Below are 16,672 nucleotides of genomic sequence, written 5' to 3'. Positions count from 1 at the left end.
GCCGTGGGCCGCCTTCGGATCGCATCCGGCAGGTGGCCGGCTCAGTTCTTCGGTGCCGGGTCCGGCACGACCAGGGTGGGGTCCACCGCCGTGCCCGGCGGCACGTAGATCGCCACGCCCGCCGCCTGCTTCTGTGTGGTGGGGATGCCCATGCTGAGGCCACCACCGGAGTGGCGGCCGTAACTGCCGGCACCCACCGACATGCCGACCGGGGATCCACTGGATCCCACGCCGACCAGCACCACACCGTTCGCGCCGAGGGCGGCGGCTTCGCGCTTGAGGCGTGCCACGGCGGCGTCGGTCTGGCCCTGCGTGCCGAAGCCGACGGCACTCTTGGATTCAAGCTGCGCGATTTCCAGCGACCCCGCAGGCGCGGTGCGGTAGACCTGGACCTGCGCAGGATCGATGGCGGGGCGCGCCTGCCCCAGCATGACCTTGGAGCTGCTGGCGCAGCCGGCACTGAGTGCGGCGACGAGCACGATGGCAGCGATACGGAACGACATGGCGGCTTCTCCCGGTGACCTGCGGCGATCTTCCGCCGATGCCGCTGAATACTGGCACAGCCAGCAGGCGTCCGGCGTGACGGGACGGGCGGGTTATCATTTCGCCCCGACATGCCCCCCGTTTCCCGCACGATGAGCTCCGCCCCCGACCATCCACCCGCGCCGCAGCGGCTGGCCGTCGACTACATCCACGCGCCCACGCCACGGGCGTTGCTGGGCCTGCCGGAGACGCTGGCCGTGTTCGGTTTCGGCGCGCTGGCGCCCGCCACCTCGACCATCGACGACCCGCGCTACCTGCGCGTGCCGCTGTCGCCGTTGCGCGAAGCCGCGGCCCCGTACGAAGTCTGGCGTGCGGCGGGCCCCGTGACCACCGGCCACGAAGGCGCGGTGCGCTACAGCCACGACGGCGCGCTGATGTTCGGCGTGGTGGAGTGGGAAGAACCCGAAGGCGGCATCCTGCACGCTAGCGCGCATGCATATGCCGCGATGGCCGCCTTCTGGCGCGACAGCGGATACCCGCACCTGCTGCGCATCTGGAATTACTTCGATGCCATCACGCAGGGCGAAGGCGACGGTGAACGCTACCGGCAATTCTGCATCGGCCGCGTGCAGGGCCTGGGCGATATCGATACGCGCGCGCTGCCCGCCGCCACGGCGATAGGCAGCCGCGATGGCCGCCGCGTGCTGCAGGTCTACTGGCTCGCCGCACGTGAACCGGGTACGCCACTCGAGAATCCGCGCCAGGTCAGCGCCTACCGCTATCCGCGCGAGTACGGCCCGCAATCCCCGAGCTTCGCGCGCGCGTTGCTGCCTCCATCGCACCAGGTACCCCTGTTGCTGTCCGGCACCGCCAGTATCGTCGGCCATGCGTCGCAGCACGCGGACTCGCTGCGCGCGCAGCTGGACGAGACCCTCACCAACCTCGACAGCCTGCTGGGCGCGGCGCGCACGCATGCGGCGACGTTGCCGGCGCACCTGGATGCGAGTTCGCGCCTGAAGGTCTACGTGAGCGATGCCGCCGACGCCGACACCGTGGCCGCGCAACTCGAGGCCCGCCTGGGCACGCGCGTGCCATGGCTGATGCTGCATGCCGACGTCTGCCGGCGCGAGCTGCTGGTCGAGATCGAGGGCATGCACGGCGTGGGTGCTTGAAGCGCCCGGCGACCGTCCGCATAGTGGAAACACGGGGCGACCTTCCGCACGCCCGCATGGAAACCGCGACATGGGACTGATCAGCCTGCTGTGGGGCATCGTGGCGATGCTGTGGATGGTGCTGGCCCTGATCCCGCTGCTGGGCTGGGGCAACTGGTTCCTGATCCCGTTCGCGGCGGTCGGCGCGGTGATCGCCGCCATCGGCATCCTGTTCACCCGCACGGAACACCGCGGTCGCGCGAAGGCGGGGCTGGTGCTCAACGGCATCGTCATCGTGGTCGGCATCTTCCGCCTGTCGCTGGGCGGCGGGATCATCTGACGCCACCGGATGCAGCGTTCCGTACTGCGACCGCCTGTCGCAGACTGGCCGGAGGGCGGCGGGCGTATCATTCGCCGCTCTGCCAGGAGCCCGTGATGGCCTATCCCCATACCCGCCCGCGCCGCATGCGTCGCGACGAGTTCTCCCGTCGCCTGATGCGCGAGAACGTGCTGACCACCAACGACCTGATCTACCCCGTGTTCGTGCACGAGGAGAAAGGCCGGGTGCCGGTGGGCTCGATGCCGGGCGTCGAGCGCCTGTCCATCGACGAACTGCTGCGCGTGGGCGAGGAAGCGCTGGAGCTGGGCGTGCCGGTGCTGGACCTGTTCGGCGTGCCGGATCCGTCGGCGAAGACCGCCGATGGCCGCATCGCATGGGACGAGGACGGCATCATCCCGCGCGCGATCCGCGCACTGAAATCCCGCTTCCCCGAACTGGGCGTGATGAGCGACCAGGCCCTGGACCCGTACACCACGCACGGCCAGGACGGATTGATCGACGACACCGGCTACATCCTCAACGATGAGACGATCGAGGCGCTGGTGAAGCAGTCGCTGGCGCATGCCGCCGCCGGCGTGGACATCCTGTCGCCCAGCGACATGATGGACGGTCGCATCGGCGCGATCCGCGAGGCGCTGGAGAACGCCGGCTATATCAACACCCGCATCATGTCGTACGCGGCCAAGTACGCGTCCGCGTTCTACGGCCCGTTCCGCAGCGCGGTGGGCAGCGCCGGCAACCTCGGCAAGGGCAACAAGTTCACCTACCAGATGGACCCGGCCAATTCCAACGAGGCGTTGCACGAGATCGCGCTGGACCTGGACGAAGGCGCCGACATGGTGATGGTGAAGCCGGGCCTGCCGTACCTGGACGTGATCCGCCGGGTGAAGGACGAGTTCGGCGTGCCGACGTTCGCCTACCAGGTCAGTGGCGAGTACGCGATGATCAAGGCTGCGGCCGCGAACGGCTGGCTCGACGAAAAGGCCTGCGCACTGGAAGCGCTCACCGCATTCAAGCGCGCCGGCGCCGATGGCGTGCTGACCTACTTCGCGCTGGATGCGGCACGCTGGCTGCGGAGCAGCTGAGTGACGTCCATCGTCATCCGCGATGCGCGATGCGCGATGCGCGATGCGCGGCATGATGATGCAGCGGAACTGGCGCGCCTGTGCACGCTGCTTGCCTATCCGGTCGATGGCGACAGGATGGCAGGACGGCTGGCCACCCTGCTGGCATCGCCCTCACATGCGGTGATGGTCGCCGCCTCAGCGGACGACGACAGCGGCCTGATGGGAATGGTGGCCGCGGAGTGGCGGCTGATGATCGAGTTCGGCGGGCGCGCCGAGATCACGGCCTTGATCGTCGACCCCCAGGCGCGACGCCTCGGTCTGGCGCGGCGACTGGTGGATGCGGCCTGCGACTGGATACGGGGCCAGGGCGGCACGGACGTCTTCGTGCGCTCCAACATCCTGCGTCCGGAATCGCATGCGTTCTATCCGGCAGCCGGCTTCACGCTCGCCAAGACTCAGCATGTCTACGTGCGACGGCTGGCACAGCCGGCAGGCGATTGACCGGATACTTCGCGGCATCGACGGCCCCAAAAAAAACGGGAGCCATCCGGCTCCCGTTTTCGTTCAACGCTCAGAAGCGCGCTTCGACACCCAGCATCACGGTGTCGGCACGGTTGAAATCGCAGTCGAGGTCGTCGTCGCAGTCGTCGTAGGTGTAGTCGTCGGCGTAGACGAACGCGGTATAGCCGAGGCTGATGTTGAGGTGGCGATTGATGTCCACGCCGATGGCGATGCCGGCGTAGCCTCCGTCGGCGTCGAATTCCTCGTCGGCGCCATCGACCTCGGCATCGAAGTAGCCGCCGCGCACGGTGGCGAACCACGGGCTGTCGCCGAAGTTCATGCGTGCATTCGCACCGATGGCCTTGTAGGTCGCCTTCGCGAACCGCCAGTCGCCATCGGTGGTCTCGTCAAGGCGGCCGCCCGACAGTTCAACGCCCACCTGCGCCCACGGACCCGCCTGCCAGCGGTAGCCCGCGCTTACGGCGACGGCATCCTGTTCGACGTCTTCGTAGATCCAGCCCTGGCCGGCCTGCACGCCGACGAAGAAGCCGCCGTCTTCCTGCTCTTCCCGGGCAGACGCGGACGAAACATGAGTCGGTGCCTGGTACGTCGGCGCAGGGGCCGGCGGTGCGGGCTGGGGGGCGGCTGCCTGCGTTGCCGGCGTCACGGGCTGGGTGGCGGTGGGCTGGGGCGCCTCCTTCTTGCGGAAGGCCTCGTACGCGGGGGAGACGGATTGCGCTTGCGCATGCAGGGCGAAGGCTGCCAGCGCGAGCGGCAGGCAACGGAACAATGGCTTCATGGAATTCTCCCTTTCGGTCGTGGTGGAATCCCCGCGTCCTTGCGGTACCGGCGGGGTGGATGGTGTGTCGCGGAAACAGCCGGCCCGGCGCGCGCACGTGGCGCCCGTCCGACCGGTTCGCGGTCGGCGAGCGCCCTCGCTGCAGGGTTCGATGGATGGCGACCGGACTCCCCAGCCCGGCCTGCCTGTCGCCTTGATCCCTGGCGCCCCTTTTCGGCGGCGGCACAGTGAGGCCGGGCAGCACTGCCTGTCAAGCGGACCGCCGTGCGCGGTAGACTCGGATCGAAGCGGCAGCGGCCTCCCGTATTCGCGGCGCGCCTCTGCGGCATCCCATCCTTTCTCCCGACGGGGTCCTGCGCCATGTCCAGCCATCGCTACGCCGTCTTCGGCCATCCCGTCGCCCACTCGCTGTCGCCCCGCATCCATGCGGCGTTCGCGCGGCAGGTCGGCATCACGCTGGAGTACACCGCCATTGACGTGGCGGCGCACGATTTCGTCGCCACGCTCGATCGCTTCGTGGGCGACGGGGGTGCGGGCGCCAATGTCACGCTACCACTGAAAGAAGCCGCCTTCGCGATCTGCGCGCGGACTACCGAGCGCGCGCGACGCGCCGGCGCGGTGAACACGCTGACCCGCAACGACGGCCAATGGCATGGCGACAACACCGATGGCGCCGGCCTGGTACGCGACCTCACCGGTCGGCATGGCCTGGACCTGCGCGCACGCCGTGCACTGCTGCTTGGTGCCGGTGGTGCGGCGCGCGGCGTAGCACCGGCATTGCTCGATGCAGGCATCAGCGAGCTGATCATCGTCAACCGTACTCCTGACCGCGCGGATGCGCTGGCGGACGCGCTGGGCGAGCCGGAGCGCGCGCATTCGCGCTACTGGGACGATCTGCGCGACCTCGGCGACTTCTCGCTGATCGTCAACGCCACGTCCGCCTCGCGGCAGGACCACGGCGAGTTCAGCCTGCCCTTCCACCTGGCCACGCCGCGCACGCTGGCGGTGGACCTCAACTACGGCGAAGCCGCGATTTCCTTCCTCGCATGGGCACGCGCCGCCGGCTGCCACGATGCCGTGGATGGATTGGGCATGTTGGTGGAACAGGCAGCCGAGGCATTCGAGCAATGGCACGGCGTGCGCCCGGAGACCGATGCGGTGTACACCGCGTTGCGCGACAGGGACAAGGTGCTGGTGACGGCGGATTGACCAGCCGTCCATCAATGCGGCGGATATGGAATCAACAGGGACAAGGAGCGGCAGGGATGCAACCGGACTTTTCAGACGTCAGTTTCAGCAAGGATCGCCAGCGCAACGGGGCGGCACTGCAGGCGGCACAGGGGTTGCGGTTGCTGCCGGTCGCCGTCGTGTTCAACATGGCCGCCTTCGTCCTCGGTTTCGGCGCGGATGCTTCACCCATGATGGGCATCGCGGCAACCGTACTGACGGTCGCCGGCTTCGCGTTCGGCGCTTACGGCACCTATCTGTGCATGGACGGCTTTGGTTGGGCGGGCTACATCAACGTCCTGATCGTGGCATCACTGCTGATACCTTACGTCAAGATCATCACCCTCGTGGTCGTGTTCGCAAAGACAGTGGACATGATGCGGACCGCGGGCTATCGATTCACCCTGACCGGAAAAATCGTCAGGCAGGAAAGTTGAGTCCCGCGATCATCGATCCGGAACTCGCCCTGCGGATCGATACACTCCCTCGCCCCTGATACAGGAAAGCATGCATGGACGGATTCCTCACCCAACTGCTGACGATGCTCGGCTACCAGCTGCCCGAGTTACTGGCCTGCGTGGCGGGTGTCGCCATGCTGGCGATGTGGGTGCCGGCAGCGCCCGGCCGCAAGCTGGCGTTGGCCGGCGTCGCACTGATGCTGGTCACCACGCTGCTGCGCGTGGCGATGAGCGTGTGGCAGGCATGGCTGATCAACAACACCGCTGACGGCTACGCCTCACTGAGCGGGATGATGTCCCTGTTCGGTGCCTTCGGCATGCTGCTGAGCGTGGTGTCCGCTGTCGGGCTGGTGCTGCTGGTCTGGGGTGCCTGCAAGGCCATGCAGGCAGCGCGGACGGCCTAGGCGATATCCGCATAGGCGTCGCCGAAATCGGAATAGCGGAAAGGCACCCGGCCGGCACCGGCCGGGCTAGCATCGCGGAATGAAACGCCTGCTGCTGCTCACCCTGTTGTGTATCGCCGGACTCGCCACGCCCGCCTTCGCGCAGGGCCAGTTCAAGGTGCTGGTCGTCGCGATTCCCAACCGCTATCACCACGACTACGCCGTGGTCGCCAAGCCGCAGTTCGAACGCATGGCGCAGCGGCATGCATTCGACCTCACATGGTCGTGGAACAGCACACCGTTCGATGGCGATCTGTCGGCCTATGCCGCCATCGTGCTGCTCAACACGCCCGGCGATGAACTGAAAGGCCCGCAACGCGAAAGGCTGACGTCCTACGTGCGCGCCGGCGGCGGCGTGGTGGCGGTGCACCGCGCGCTGATCTTCAACCCGCCTGGCGAGTGGCCCTGGTTCGAACGGCTGATCGGTCGCACGTTCCGCATCCATCCGATGGTGCAGAGCGCCACCGTGCGCGTGGAAGACCCTGCGTTTCCCGCCACCTTCGGCCTGCCGGCGTATTGGATCTGGACGGACGAATGGTACGAGTTCAATGCCCCCGTCACGCGCGGCCTGCGGACGGTGCTGAGCGTGGATGAATCCACTTACGATCCTTCCCGCATCTGGCCGGGCCAGACCGCGCACGGCATGGGGAAAGAACACCCCGTCGCGTGGTACCACGCCTACGACGGTGGCCGCGTCTTCGTCACCGCACTCGGCCATACCCCCGCGCTCTACGACGATCCGCTCTATCTCGCGCACCTGTACGGCGGCATCTGGTGGGCCGCGACCGGCCAGGGCATCGACGAACCGCGCTGATCCGCGTCAGCGCACGGCAGGTCCGGCGCAGAGCTGCAGCCGTGAACACAGGAACGCCACCTGCGCGTCCCGCGTCTCGGGGCCTTCGTAAGGCAATACCGTCCAGCGCTCGCGCGCCTGCATCGCCTCACCGGATGCAAGCGTGCGAAAGGCGGCGTGCACCTCCATCTCAAGCAAGCCGGCCTTCATGTCGCCGGCGTGGTCGAGATAAAGCTCGACCTGCCCATGTTCCGGATGGATCGCTGCACGTGGCAGGTGATCGAAGCGGATCACGAACACCTGCCCGTGCGCGAAGCCGGCCATCCAGCCTGCCGATGGCTGAAGGAACACCTTGCCACGGCGCATCTCCATCTCCTGCGGCTTGGGCAGGAACGAGAACACGCCTCCTTCGATCGTCCAGGCAGGCGCGGCTCCCTCCGCAGCTTCCACCCGCACGTCGCGCGCGTCGACAACGGGTACGTACACGCGCGTGGCCGCCGAGGTGCGGGTGTTGAACCACAGGTCACGCGCGACCGGGCGGTCGCGGATGTTGCGCGCGGTCGCCGCCACGATGACGGTGGACGGATCCGCCGGATCGAACGCGAACGTTTTCAGCAGCCGCACGCCGGTGACCGGGCTGTCGATGCCCTCCAGCACCAGCCGTTCGGGCGAACGCGCGACCACGCGGGTCTCGGCGAAAGCCAGGTAAGGGTCCGGCGGCCACACCGCCTTCGAAGCGCGACGCGCAGGATTCACGTACTGGTCGGACCACCAGCCGCTCTGCGGCCCCAGCCATACGTCGTGGCCGAGATAGCCGATGTCATCCGCATCGGGCGATACGACCGGCGCAGGTTGCGAGGCGACGGGATCGCCGACCTTGATCAGGTTGGGCCGATCGGCCAGCCCGAACCGCAACACACGCCCACCCAGGGCGGGCGTGACGTCGAGCACCACGTCGCCGGACTGCAGGCGGACGCGCTCCATCTCCGTCGACTGCTGCGCCGTCGCGCCCTGCGGACACAGGGCCGTCATGAGCAACAGGCAGACAGAGGCAGAGACCGAGCGCATGCGCGGCACTAGAGCACGCCATCCCGCTTCACCGCCAGATAGCGCTCCACCAAGGCGCCGGGCAGTTCGTCGCTGGAAACATCCAGCACCATCACCCGGTGGCTGCGCAATGCATCGTGCGCGGCCGTGCGCTGCTCCAGGTAGCGTGCAACCGCACCGGCATGGATGGCACCGTGCAGGTCGCGGACGTCACCGTCGAGCGCCTCATCCAGCGAGGTCTCGCGCAGGCTGGCGACGCAGACCAGGTGACGGCGCTGCAACAGGCGCACGGCGGCCAGCAGGTCCTCGATGTCTTCGTCACGGACGTTGGTGACCAGCATCACCAGCGACCGCCGGCGCTGCCGCAGGCTCAGCTCGGTGGCCGCCGCCAAATAGTCCGTGGCCACCGCGCGCGGCTGCAGGTCGTAGCTGGCGCGCAGCAGCGTGTCGATGGCGGCCATCCCGCGCTGCGGCGCCACCCAGCGGCTGTCGCCACCCGCCGCCAGCAGGCCCACGCCATCGCCCTGGCGCAATGCCAGGTACGACACCACCAGCGCGGCATTGAGCACGTGGTCGAAATGCCCCAGCGCATCCTCGCGCGCCATCATCCGGCGACCGGTATCGATCAGCATGACCAGTTGCTGGTTCTTTTCGTCCTGGTACTCGCGGGAGATCAGCTTGCGCGAGCGCGCCGTCGCCTTCCAGTCGACCTGGCGCAGGCTGTCGCCCACACGGTACTCGCGCATCTGGTTGAAGTCGGTGCCTTCGCCGCGTCGCCGCTTGAGGTGCGCGCCCACCAGGCGCGACGCCTGTTCGGCACTGAACAGCGCGAAACGCGTCAGCGGTGCGAAGTTGGGATACACGCGCACGCGTTGCGGCGCGCCCGCCACCCGCGACTGTCGCCACAGTCCCAGCACGGAACGCAGGCGCAGCTGCACGCCCTCGAATGCGGCATCGCCGCGCGCATTGGGCCGCAACCGGTAGGTGATGCGGGTCGCCGACATCGGGGCGAGTGCGAGCCGCCGCGGCATGCCGGACGACGGCCAGCCGCCGGGATGCAGGTCGAACACATCGAGCCGCTGCCGTACCCGCGACTCGAAGCACAGCGCGACGTCGCGCTCGATGCCCAGCGGCAGGGCCTCAGGCAGCTCGCGCACCACGTCAGGCAGCGGTCGCGCGCGCAGCCGCCATGCATCAAGCCCGGCAAGCACCAGCAGTGCCGCGCCGACCGCCTGCCACTGCCACAACGGCCAGCCGAGGAACGGCACGGCCAGGCCCGCCAAGCCCCAGCAGGCGATCAGCAGGATCAGCAGCGGCGCAGGCCTCATTGTGGCGCTCCTTCCCCCGCCAGCGGGGGAAGGCTGGGATGGGGGCAATCGGAGACCGGATACGTCGGCAAAGGATCAGGCTGATCGCTCTCCCCCACCCCGACCCTCCCCCGCAGGCGGGGGAGGGAGCTGATCGCGAGATAGGTCGGGGCCACGCGTACGATCATTTCCGCGGCGCGTCCACTTTCGCCAGCAGCGCGCGCAACGCATCGTCAGGCGACTGCCCTTCGATCTGCAGTTCCGGCGCCAGGGTGATGCGGTGGCGCAGCGCCGGGCGGGCGATGTCGCGCACGTCGTCGGGGGTGACGAAATCGCGTCCCTGCAGGACGGCCTGCGCGCGTGCGGCGCGCACCAGCGCGATGCTGCCGCGCGGACCCGCGCCCAGTGCGATGCCGGGCCACTTGCGGGTGGCGGCGACGATACGCACGGCGTAGTCGATGACTTCCGGATCCACGCGCACGGCGGCGGTTTCGCGCTGCATGGCGATGATGTCGTCCGCGCCCAGCACGCGCGCCACCTGCGAAAGATCGAAGTCGGACGCAGTCCGGCCGGTGGTGATGGCGTCGACCATGCGCTTCTCGTCGTCCAGCGCCGGATAGTCGATCAGCACCTTCAGCAGGAAGCGGTCGAGCTGCGCCTCCGGCAACGGATAGGTGCCTTCCTGTTCGACCGGGTTCTGGGTGGCGAGCGTGATGAACGGCGGCGACAGTTCGAAGGATTTGCCTTCGATGGTCACCTGGCCTTCCTGCATGACCTCCAGCAATGCGGACTGAGTCTTGGCGGGGGCGCGGTTGATCTCGTCGGCGAGCAGGATGTTGGTGAACACCGGCCCGCGCCGGATCTTGAAGCTCTCCGTCTTCGGGTCATAGACGGCGTGGCCGCTGACATCGCTGGGCATCAGGTCGGGGGTGAACTGCACGCGTCCGTAGGTCAGTTCCAGTGCCTGCGCGAGGGCCCGCACCAGCAGCGTCTTCCCGAGCCCCGGCACGCCTTCGATCAGGACGTGGCCGCCCGCCAGCAGGGCGATCAGGATCTGGTCGAGGACATCCGGCTGGCCGATGAACGCCTTGGACACTTCCTCGCGTACGGCATCGACGCGCTGGGACAGCGCATTTTCCGGCATCGGCGGAAGCGCGGGCGGCGCGGCGGCGGTCTCGTCGTTCATAGGCGGTTTCTCAGTTGGATCAGCAGGGAAATGCGGTCACGGAATGCCTGCCTGTCGTGCGAGGCGGGCGCATTGAGGGCCACGCGGATGCGCTCGGCCGGGAGGCCGGTGCGGTCCGCGATGGCGGCCACCTGGGGATCGCCGGACAGCGCGGCGGCGACAGGATCGCGTCGGCGCAGCCGGGCGAGGAATGCCTGCCGGACCGCCGCGTACAGCATCACCCCGCGACCGTAGCGGTAGAGATGTTCGCCGCTCGCGCGCACGTGCTCCAGCAGCGAGCGGCGCTCGCCGGCCGGTGACGGCACCGATGGGCCGAACCGCTGCATGCGCATCCACAACCAGGCGGCGAGCGCGAGCAGCAGCGGTGCCCACACCATCCAGCCGCGGACGAACAGGATGCGCCACAGCGACGGCATCTCGGCGGCATAAACCAGGTGCATGGTGCCGCGACCGTAGTTGGGCGCCAGCACCTGCCGCGCCAGCGCGCGATGCGGACCGTCGCGCAGGCCGCCCTTCGGCGGCTCGTCCAGCGCACCGCGCGCGCGCGCCCGCATTTCGGTATTGGCCATGAAATCGAAGTCGGCCAGCACATCCACGTGGCCACGCCCCTGCGACAGCCGCGCGTAGACATAGCCGTCCTGCAGGTTGCCCCAGGCGAGTTCGGGCTCCACGTCATCGAAAGCGAAACGCCGCCCGGCGCAGAACTCGACATGATGGTCTTCGCCTTCCACCTGGAAGGCTTCGCACTCGGGCTCCCCGTCCATCAGCCAGACCGACAGCAGGTCCAGCATGGCCGTCTGCGGTGCATCCTGCCCGGCCAGGTCTTCGCCCGGCGAGTAAAGCGGCGTGCGGATCAGAAGATGCCCGCCGGCCTCGACCCATGCCAGCAGGCGATCGGCCTCGGGTGGCGACAGCGCGCGCGGATCGTTGAACAGCAACAACGTATCCTCGCGCGCCAGCGCGTTGTCATCCAGCAGAAGGCGCTGGCGCGCGTTGACCTTCACGCCGTCGGATTCCAGCGTCTTCGCCAGCGCGTACAGCGGGTTGTAGGCCGCTTCGCCATCGGGCGGAAGATAGAACGTCTTTTCGACACGGTGGAAGGTATGCCGGAACCACACGGCCAGCAGTGCCACCACCACGAACACGACCAGCAGGCCCACACCCACCAGGCGACCATTGCGGCGCGCGGACGTCATGACGCCCACCCGTAACGGCGCTGCAGTTCACCCACCAGCGCATCGAACTCGTCTTCGCCGGGCAGCCGCTCGGCGTAGGCCGCGTACTGCCAGGTCCTGACGATGCGCGCGAAGGCATGCCGGTCTTCCGCCTGTGGCATGCGTCGCGATGCGCGCAGGCATTCGGCTTCCGTCGCGCCCGGCGGCAGCGCGATGTCCGCGCGCTGGCTCATGCTCTCCACGCTCGCGCGGTAGAGCAGCCCCAGCGCATGCCGCGGACGTCCCTCGCGCCACAGCGCGCGCGCCGCGGTGGCGATGTCGTCCGGCAGCGCCTCGGGCAGTACCAGTGCATCCGACTGCGGCGCGTCCGGCGGCTGCATGCGCGGACCCCGGATGCCGCGCATCCACGGCCACCAGTAGCGCGCCGTCGCCAGCAAGGCGAGCACCAGCACGCCCACCACCAGCCAGAGGCCCCATTCGCCAATGAAGGCGAGCACGTTGCCGAAGCCGGACAGCCAGGCCTTGTCGCCGTCGAGCGGATCTTCGATATCTTCTTCCGCCGTGTCGCGACGCTCCCACGACGCCTGCGTGCGCGTGCGATCCAGCAAGGGATCGCGGTACGCCTCATCGGCTGCTTCGCGGAACGCGCGATCGTCCACACGCTGGTCGCCGAACACGATGGGCAGCGTCGGCGGCGTTGGCTTGGCGGGAGCTTCGGCTTGCGGCGTGGTCGTGGCCGGCGGTGCGCCGTGGCGCTCCTGGGCTTCGGCAATGCCGCCCGCACCGGCCCACAGCACCGCAGCCAGCAGCATCGGCGCAACCGCCGCCAGCCGTGCGCGCAGCTTGCGGAACACGATCTCCAGGTCCCAGGCTTCGATCTGCGTGCGGCGGTTGAGGTACAGGCCGAACCCCGCGCCGACGTAGAACGGCTCCACCACGCTGATGGCCGCCCATGCCAGTGCATTCCACGCCAGCTTGAGCCACGCCGGCCACTCGATGGCCACCATGCGGAACGCCGTCTGCATGCTGTCCGGCAGCAGGTCCTGCGGCAGGTACATGACGACGGCGACAACGCCCCCCATCACCAGCACGGCCTGGAACAGCAGGCAGATCCAGGTCAGCAGGATCGCGGTGCCGTACGCCTGCCCACCGAGGACGCCACGACGCTGGCGCAGGCGATCCCCCTGGACGCCTTCCAGCAGGTCGATGGGCATGTACAGCGAGCGCACGGGACTGAAGCGCCGCCAGGTGAGCAGGTGCGGCAGCGTGCGCAGGCCCCAATGCCGTTGCGCCCGCAATGTCTCGCGCGTACCGGGCGCGCTGCCGAACACGGCACGCGAGATGACGTACAGCGGGATACGGTCAAAGGCCGGTTTCAGCCACCACATCAGCAGCATGGCCAGCCAGAACTGGTCGATCCACCACGCGCCGAGGTTGAGCAGGGCGAACACGGGCAGGGTCAGCCAGAGCCAGGGCTTCCAGACCGCACCGGCATGCTGGCGCACCAGCGCCATGCCCAGCTCGACGGCCTCCCAGTCCGAACGCGCCCGCAGGCGGACGGTCAGCTGCTCAATCCTCATCGGCCATCCCGCGTCCGCCGACGCCCAGCCACAGCGCCACAAGGGTCCACAGCACACCGGAGACGCTGTACTTCACCGCAGCCGGGATGGATTGCGTCGATGACCAGAAGGCTTCGATGAACGCGGCCACCAGCAACATGAAGGCCACGCCCAGGCACAGTCGCGCGCCCTTCGCACCCGCGCTGGCAAGCGCATCGACGCGCCGCTGGCGTCCCGGCGCCACCAGGCTCAGACCCAGTCGCAAGCCCGCGCCACCGGCCAGCACGATGGCGGTCAGTTCGAACGGTGCGTGCCCGCAGACGAAGCGCCACAGCGGATCGCCGTATCCGATCTGCTGCAGGTGGCCGAACACCGTGCCGATGCCGATGCCATTGAAAATCAGCACGAACAGCGCGCCCACGCCCGCCAGCAGCCCACCCGCGAAGGTCCTCAGGCCGATGCTGATGTTGTTCCAGATGTAGTGGCCGAACATCTGCCAGTCGCTGCCGCTCTCGCGCCCCAGCGCATGGCGCGTGTCGCTCGGGTCGTACATGCGCTCGTACATCGCCACCTGTTCGGGCGACACGATGCTGTACACCAGCTCCGGTCGGACCTGCAGCAGCACGAACATCAGCACCAGCGGTACCACGAACACGGCGGCGGCCACCCACATGCACCCGGCCTCGCTGCGCACCAGGCGCGGGAACTCCGCCAGCAGGAAGCGCACCGCGCGCTGCCAGCGCGGTGGCGCCGTCCTGTACATGACGCCGTGGCCCTGCTGCATCAGTGCCTGCAGACGGTCCACCACCACGGGGCTGTAGCCGCGCTTGCGCGCCAGCGCCAGCTGCTGGCAGATGCGGCGGTAGCGTGCCGGCACGTCTTCATCGGTGAGCACACCGTTGTTGCGCTCGCGGCGCGCGCTCCGGGCGCTGCCACCACGCGCCTGCAACCAGGATTCGAAGGCGAGCCATTCGGGCTGGTGGCGGGCGACGAACTGTTCCTGCCTCATCGCCGCCCCAGCAGCCAGTTGGCCATGCCGTACAGGCGCTGCACGCCGACCTCTCCACGCGCACCGGTGACCGGCTCGGCGAGGTTGGCCAGCTCTTCCTGGCGCGAGGTCGTCAGTTGTGGCGCGCGCTCGCCGAACGCCACGATCGCGCCCTGCTCTTCCGGCAGCAAGCGCGCCGGCGGCACGAACACCGTGTTGACGGGTGCCGGCGCGTGTTCGCGCTCGTTGCCGGCATGCACCACCAGCGTACCGGCCACCATGTCGCCCAGGCGGCGCGCATGCGGGTCCGCCAGGCAGGCGACCAGCCCGGCGGCATAGCCGAAGGGCAGCATGTCGACGGTGCGCAGCAGGTTGCGCGTGATCGCCGCCAGCCAGCCCACCGGCGCGCCATCGGCCGATACCACGCGCAGTCCGAGCGCCTTCTTGCCGGGCGTCTGCCCGTGCCACACGGATTCCAGCACGATGGGATAGGCCCAGAACACAAGGAACAGGCCGATCAGGTACAGCCCTTCACCCACCTTGCCCAGCATGGCCAGCACCATGCCCATGATCATCAGCACGCCGAGCCGGATGGCCAGGTCGATGCCCCACGCCAGCGCACGCGGCACGGGGCCCGCCGCAGGCAGGTGCAGGCCCACGCCCTCGGGCGTGATGACTTCGCGGTAGGTGTCCAGCATCAGCCGTTCACCATGGGCGCTGCGCCCTTGGCGGCGTGGTGGCCGCGACCGGTCCGATGTGATTGAAGTGGCGTGTTCCGCTGTCCATGCGCCTTCCCCGTGCCTTGCGACTTTAGCCGGCCGCGTCGCGCTTGCCCAGCCGCACTACACTGCGCGCCATCATGGACACGTCCTTTTCCTGTCGCCCGGGCTGCGCGGCCTGCTGCACCGCGCCGTCGATCACCTCGCCCATCCCCGGCATGCCGCACGGCAAGCCGGCAGGCGTGGCGTGCGTGCAACTGGACGATGCATTGCGCTGCCGGTTGTTCGGCAGGCCGGAACGCCCCGCGTTCTGCGGCACCCTGAAACCGGGGCCCGACATGTGCGGTGCCAGCCGCTCCGAGGCACTGGCACTGCTCGCCGCGCTCGAGCACGCGACAACGCCCTGACGCCGGTACGACGTCACGCCACCTGCGTGGAAATCCACCACGTGGTGCCGCCGGCATCGCGGAAGCCACCGCGACGGTCACCGTCGCCCTTTTCCTCCGGCGCCTGCACCGGGTCGGCGCCCGCCGCCAGCGCACGCGCCCACGTGGCATCGACGTCCGGCACATACAGATGCACGTGGCTGGCGATCGCGGGCCAGCCATCGGCCGCGTCGGCCAGCATCAACACGGTGTCATCGATCCGGACTTCCGCATGCCCCAGCCTGCCTTCGCCGACCGGATGCATGCGCAGCGGTTCGGCGTTGAACACAGTGAGGAGGAACTCGATCGTACGTTGCGCGCCGTCGACGACCAGATAGGGCGCGACCGATGTATAGCCTTCCGGTTTCCAGGCCATGCGGCCCTCCTGCGATGCCGGCGCCGGATGCGCCACGCGGCATCATGCCGCAGGCGGTGTTGGTTGCAGGTAATGGTCCTTGAGCCGCACGTAGTGCGCGGCGGAATAATGCAGGCTCTCGATCTCCTTGTCGGTGAGCCTGCGCGCGAAACGGGCGGGATTGCCCAGCCACAGTTCGGCCTCGCCGACCACCTTGCCGGGGCCGAGCACCGCGCCGGCACCCAGGAAGCCGTACTTCTTCACCGTGGCGCCGTCCAGAATGCAGGCGCCCATGCCGATCAGGCACAGGTCCTCGATGGTGCAGGCGTGGATGATGGTGCCGTGGCCGATGGTGACGTCCGCGCCGATCAGCGTCGGGTACCCGGCCTTGTTGTACGGGCTGTGGTGGCTGACGTGGACGATGGTGCCATCCTGCACGTTGGTGCGGGCCCCGATGCGGATGAAATTGACGTCGCCGCGCAGGATGCTGCCCGGCCAGACGGACACGTCTTCGGCCAGTTCGACATCGCCGATCACGGTGGCGGCCGGGTCCACATAGACACGCGGGCCGAGGACGGGAAAACGGTCAAGATAGGGGCGCAGGGAGGTCATTCGCGCATTGTAGCGAGCAGGCCCGATGCGGCCGGAC

General features: G+C 68.6%; 20 protein-coding genes. 9 read left to right on the top strand and 11 right to left on the bottom strand.

All coding sequences use genetic code 11. From position 1 onward, the window contains the following. Nucleotides 1–41 precede the first annotated feature (41 nt). Nucleotides 42–503, bottom strand: a complete 462-nt coding sequence (locus IB223_RS16505; RefSeq protein WP_192202848.1) for a hypothetical protein — start codon at nucleotides 501–503, stop codon at nucleotides 42–44. 132 nt (nucleotides 504–635) lie between these two features. Between IB223_RS16505 and IB223_RS16500 the strand changes: the two genes are divergently transcribed. The 4 genes from IB223_RS16500 (at nucleotide 636) to IB223_RS16485 (ending at nucleotide 3,542) form a co-directional block, all read left to right on the top strand. Then, nucleotides 636–1,655 (top strand): pteridine-dependent deoxygenase, encoded by a 1,020-nt coding sequence (locus IB223_RS16500; protein ID WP_192202847.1) that lies wholly within the window; start codon nucleotides 636–638, stop codon nucleotides 1,653–1,655. A 70-nt stretch (nucleotides 1,656–1,725) separates the two neighbouring features. Then, nucleotides 1,726–1,974 (top strand): hypothetical protein, encoded by a 249-nt coding sequence (locus tag IB223_RS16495; RefSeq protein WP_192202846.1) that lies wholly within the window; start codon nucleotides 1,726–1,728, stop codon nucleotides 1,972–1,974. A gap of 95 nt (nucleotides 1,975–2,069) precedes the next feature. Next, nucleotides 2,070–3,059 carry a porphobilinogen synthase gene (gene hemB, locus IB223_RS16490; RefSeq protein WP_192202845.1) on the top strand — a complete coding sequence of 330 codons (990 nt, stop codon included), beginning with the start codon at nucleotides 2,070–2,072 and terminating at the stop codon, nucleotides 3,057–3,059. Then, entirely contained in the window at nucleotides 3,060–3,542 is a 483-nt protein-coding gene (locus IB223_RS16485; RefSeq protein WP_192202844.1) for a GNAT family N-acetyltransferase, read from the top strand. It begins immediately after the preceding gene. A gap of 70 nt (nucleotides 3,543–3,612) precedes the next feature. Here IB223_RS16485 and IB223_RS16480 read toward each other — a convergent pair whose 3' ends face one another. Continuing rightward, nucleotides 3,613–4,341 carry a porin family protein gene (locus tag IB223_RS16480; RefSeq protein WP_192202843.1) on the bottom strand — a complete coding sequence of 243 codons (729 nt, stop codon included), beginning with the start codon at nucleotides 4,339–4,341 and terminating at the stop codon, nucleotides 3,613–3,615. 360 nt (nucleotides 4,342–4,701) lie between these two features. On the opposite strand from IB223_RS16480, the gene aroE reads away from it, so the two are divergent. From aroE to IB223_RS16460, 4 genes are all read left to right on the top strand, one after another. Further along, a complete protein-coding gene (gene aroE, locus IB223_RS16475) occupies nucleotides 4,702–5,550 on the top strand; it encodes a shikimate dehydrogenase (protein WP_192202842.1) in 849 nt (282 codons plus the stop codon). After that, the gene (locus IB223_RS16470) at nucleotides 5,547–6,005 is read left to right on the top strand and encodes a hypothetical protein (protein ID WP_192202841.1); all 459 of its coding nucleotides are present in this window, start codon (nucleotides 5,547–5,549) and stop codon (nucleotides 6,003–6,005) included. The genes aroE and IB223_RS16470 overlap by 4 nt, the downstream gene beginning before the upstream one ends. 74 nt (nucleotides 6,006–6,079) lie before the next feature. Beyond that, nucleotides 6,080–6,430 carry a hypothetical protein gene (locus tag IB223_RS16465; protein ID WP_225591164.1) on the top strand — a complete coding sequence of 117 codons (351 nt, stop codon included), beginning with the start codon at nucleotides 6,080–6,082 and terminating at the stop codon, nucleotides 6,428–6,430. A gap of 79 nt (nucleotides 6,431–6,509) precedes the next feature. Next, complete coding sequence (locus IB223_RS16460; RefSeq protein ID WP_192202840.1) at nucleotides 6,510–7,283, top strand: ThuA domain-containing protein; 774 nt, start codon at nucleotides 6,510–6,512, stop codon at nucleotides 7,281–7,283. A gap of 6 nt (nucleotides 7,284–7,289) precedes the next feature. On the opposite strand, the gene IB223_RS16455 is transcribed toward IB223_RS16460, so the two are convergent. The 7 genes from IB223_RS16455 to IB223_RS16425 all read right to left on the bottom strand — a co-directional run bounded on the left by IB223_RS16455 (nucleotide 7,290) and on the right by IB223_RS16425 (nucleotide 15,222). After that, the gene (locus IB223_RS16455; protein ID WP_225591163.1) at nucleotides 7,290–8,294 is read right to left on the bottom strand and encodes a DUF4380 domain-containing protein; all 1,005 of its coding nucleotides are present in this window, start codon (nucleotides 8,292–8,294) and stop codon (nucleotides 7,290–7,292) included. Nucleotides 8,295–8,338: 44 nt separating this feature from the next. Continuing rightward, nucleotides 8,339–9,637, bottom strand: a complete 1,299-nt coding sequence (locus IB223_RS16450) for a DUF58 domain-containing protein (RefSeq protein WP_192202838.1) — start codon at nucleotides 9,635–9,637, stop codon at nucleotides 8,339–8,341. A gap of 163 nt (nucleotides 9,638–9,800) precedes the next feature. Then, nucleotides 9,801–10,760 carry a MoxR family ATPase gene (locus tag IB223_RS16445; RefSeq protein ID WP_192202983.1) on the bottom strand — a complete coding sequence of 320 codons (960 nt, stop codon included), beginning with the start codon at nucleotides 10,758–10,760 and terminating at the stop codon, nucleotides 9,801–9,803. 38 nt (nucleotides 10,761–10,798) lie between these two features. Further along, nucleotides 10,799–11,998: a DUF4350 domain-containing protein gene (locus IB223_RS16440; RefSeq protein ID WP_192202837.1), complete on the bottom strand. Its 1,200-nt coding sequence runs from the start codon at nucleotides 11,996–11,998 to the stop codon at nucleotides 10,799–10,801. Further along, nucleotides 11,995–13,557, bottom strand: coding sequence for a DUF4129 domain-containing protein (locus tag IB223_RS16435; protein ID WP_192202836.1), 1,563 nt, complete (start codon nucleotides 13,555–13,557; stop codon nucleotides 11,995–11,997). The genes IB223_RS16440 and IB223_RS16435 overlap by 4 nt, the downstream gene beginning before the upstream one ends. After that, nucleotides 13,547–14,545: a stage II sporulation protein M gene (locus IB223_RS16430; RefSeq protein ID WP_192202835.1), complete on the bottom strand. Its 999-nt coding sequence runs from the start codon at nucleotides 14,543–14,545 to the stop codon at nucleotides 13,547–13,549. Before IB223_RS16430 ends, IB223_RS16435 begins: the two co-directional genes overlap by 11 nt. Next, the gene (locus tag IB223_RS16425) at nucleotides 14,542–15,222 is read right to left on the bottom strand and encodes an RDD family protein (RefSeq protein ID WP_192202834.1); all 681 of its coding nucleotides are present in this window, start codon (nucleotides 15,220–15,222) and stop codon (nucleotides 14,542–14,544) included. Before IB223_RS16425 ends, IB223_RS16430 begins: the two co-directional genes overlap by 4 nt. A gap of 161 nt (nucleotides 15,223–15,383) precedes the next feature. Here IB223_RS16425 and IB223_RS18920 point away from each other — a divergent pair, with 161 nt between their 5' ends. Beyond that, a complete protein-coding gene (locus IB223_RS18920) occupies nucleotides 15,384–15,650 on the top strand; it encodes a YkgJ family cysteine cluster protein (protein ID WP_225591177.1) in 267 nt (88 codons plus the stop codon). Nucleotides 15,651–15,663: 13 nt separating this feature from the next. Here the strand turns inward: IB223_RS18920 and IB223_RS16415 are convergent, their stop codons facing one another. After that, a complete protein-coding gene (locus tag IB223_RS16415) occupies nucleotides 15,664–16,044 on the bottom strand; it encodes a VOC family protein (protein ID WP_192202832.1) in 381 nt (126 codons plus the stop codon). Between the two features lie 42 nt (nucleotides 16,045–16,086). Continuing rightward, complete coding sequence (locus IB223_RS16410; RefSeq protein ID WP_192202831.1) at nucleotides 16,087–16,635, bottom strand: gamma carbonic anhydrase family protein; 549 nt, start codon at nucleotides 16,633–16,635, stop codon at nucleotides 16,087–16,089. Nucleotides 16,636–16,672: the final 37 nt, after the last annotated feature.

It is taken from the genome of Pseudoxanthomonas sp. PXM03, from assembly GCF_014852005.1.
In the GTDB taxonomy this organism is placed as follows: domain Bacteria; phylum Pseudomonadota; class Gammaproteobacteria; order Xanthomonadales; family Xanthomonadaceae; genus Pseudoxanthomonas_A.
This window is presented reverse-complemented; position numbering and strand designations above follow the sequence as displayed.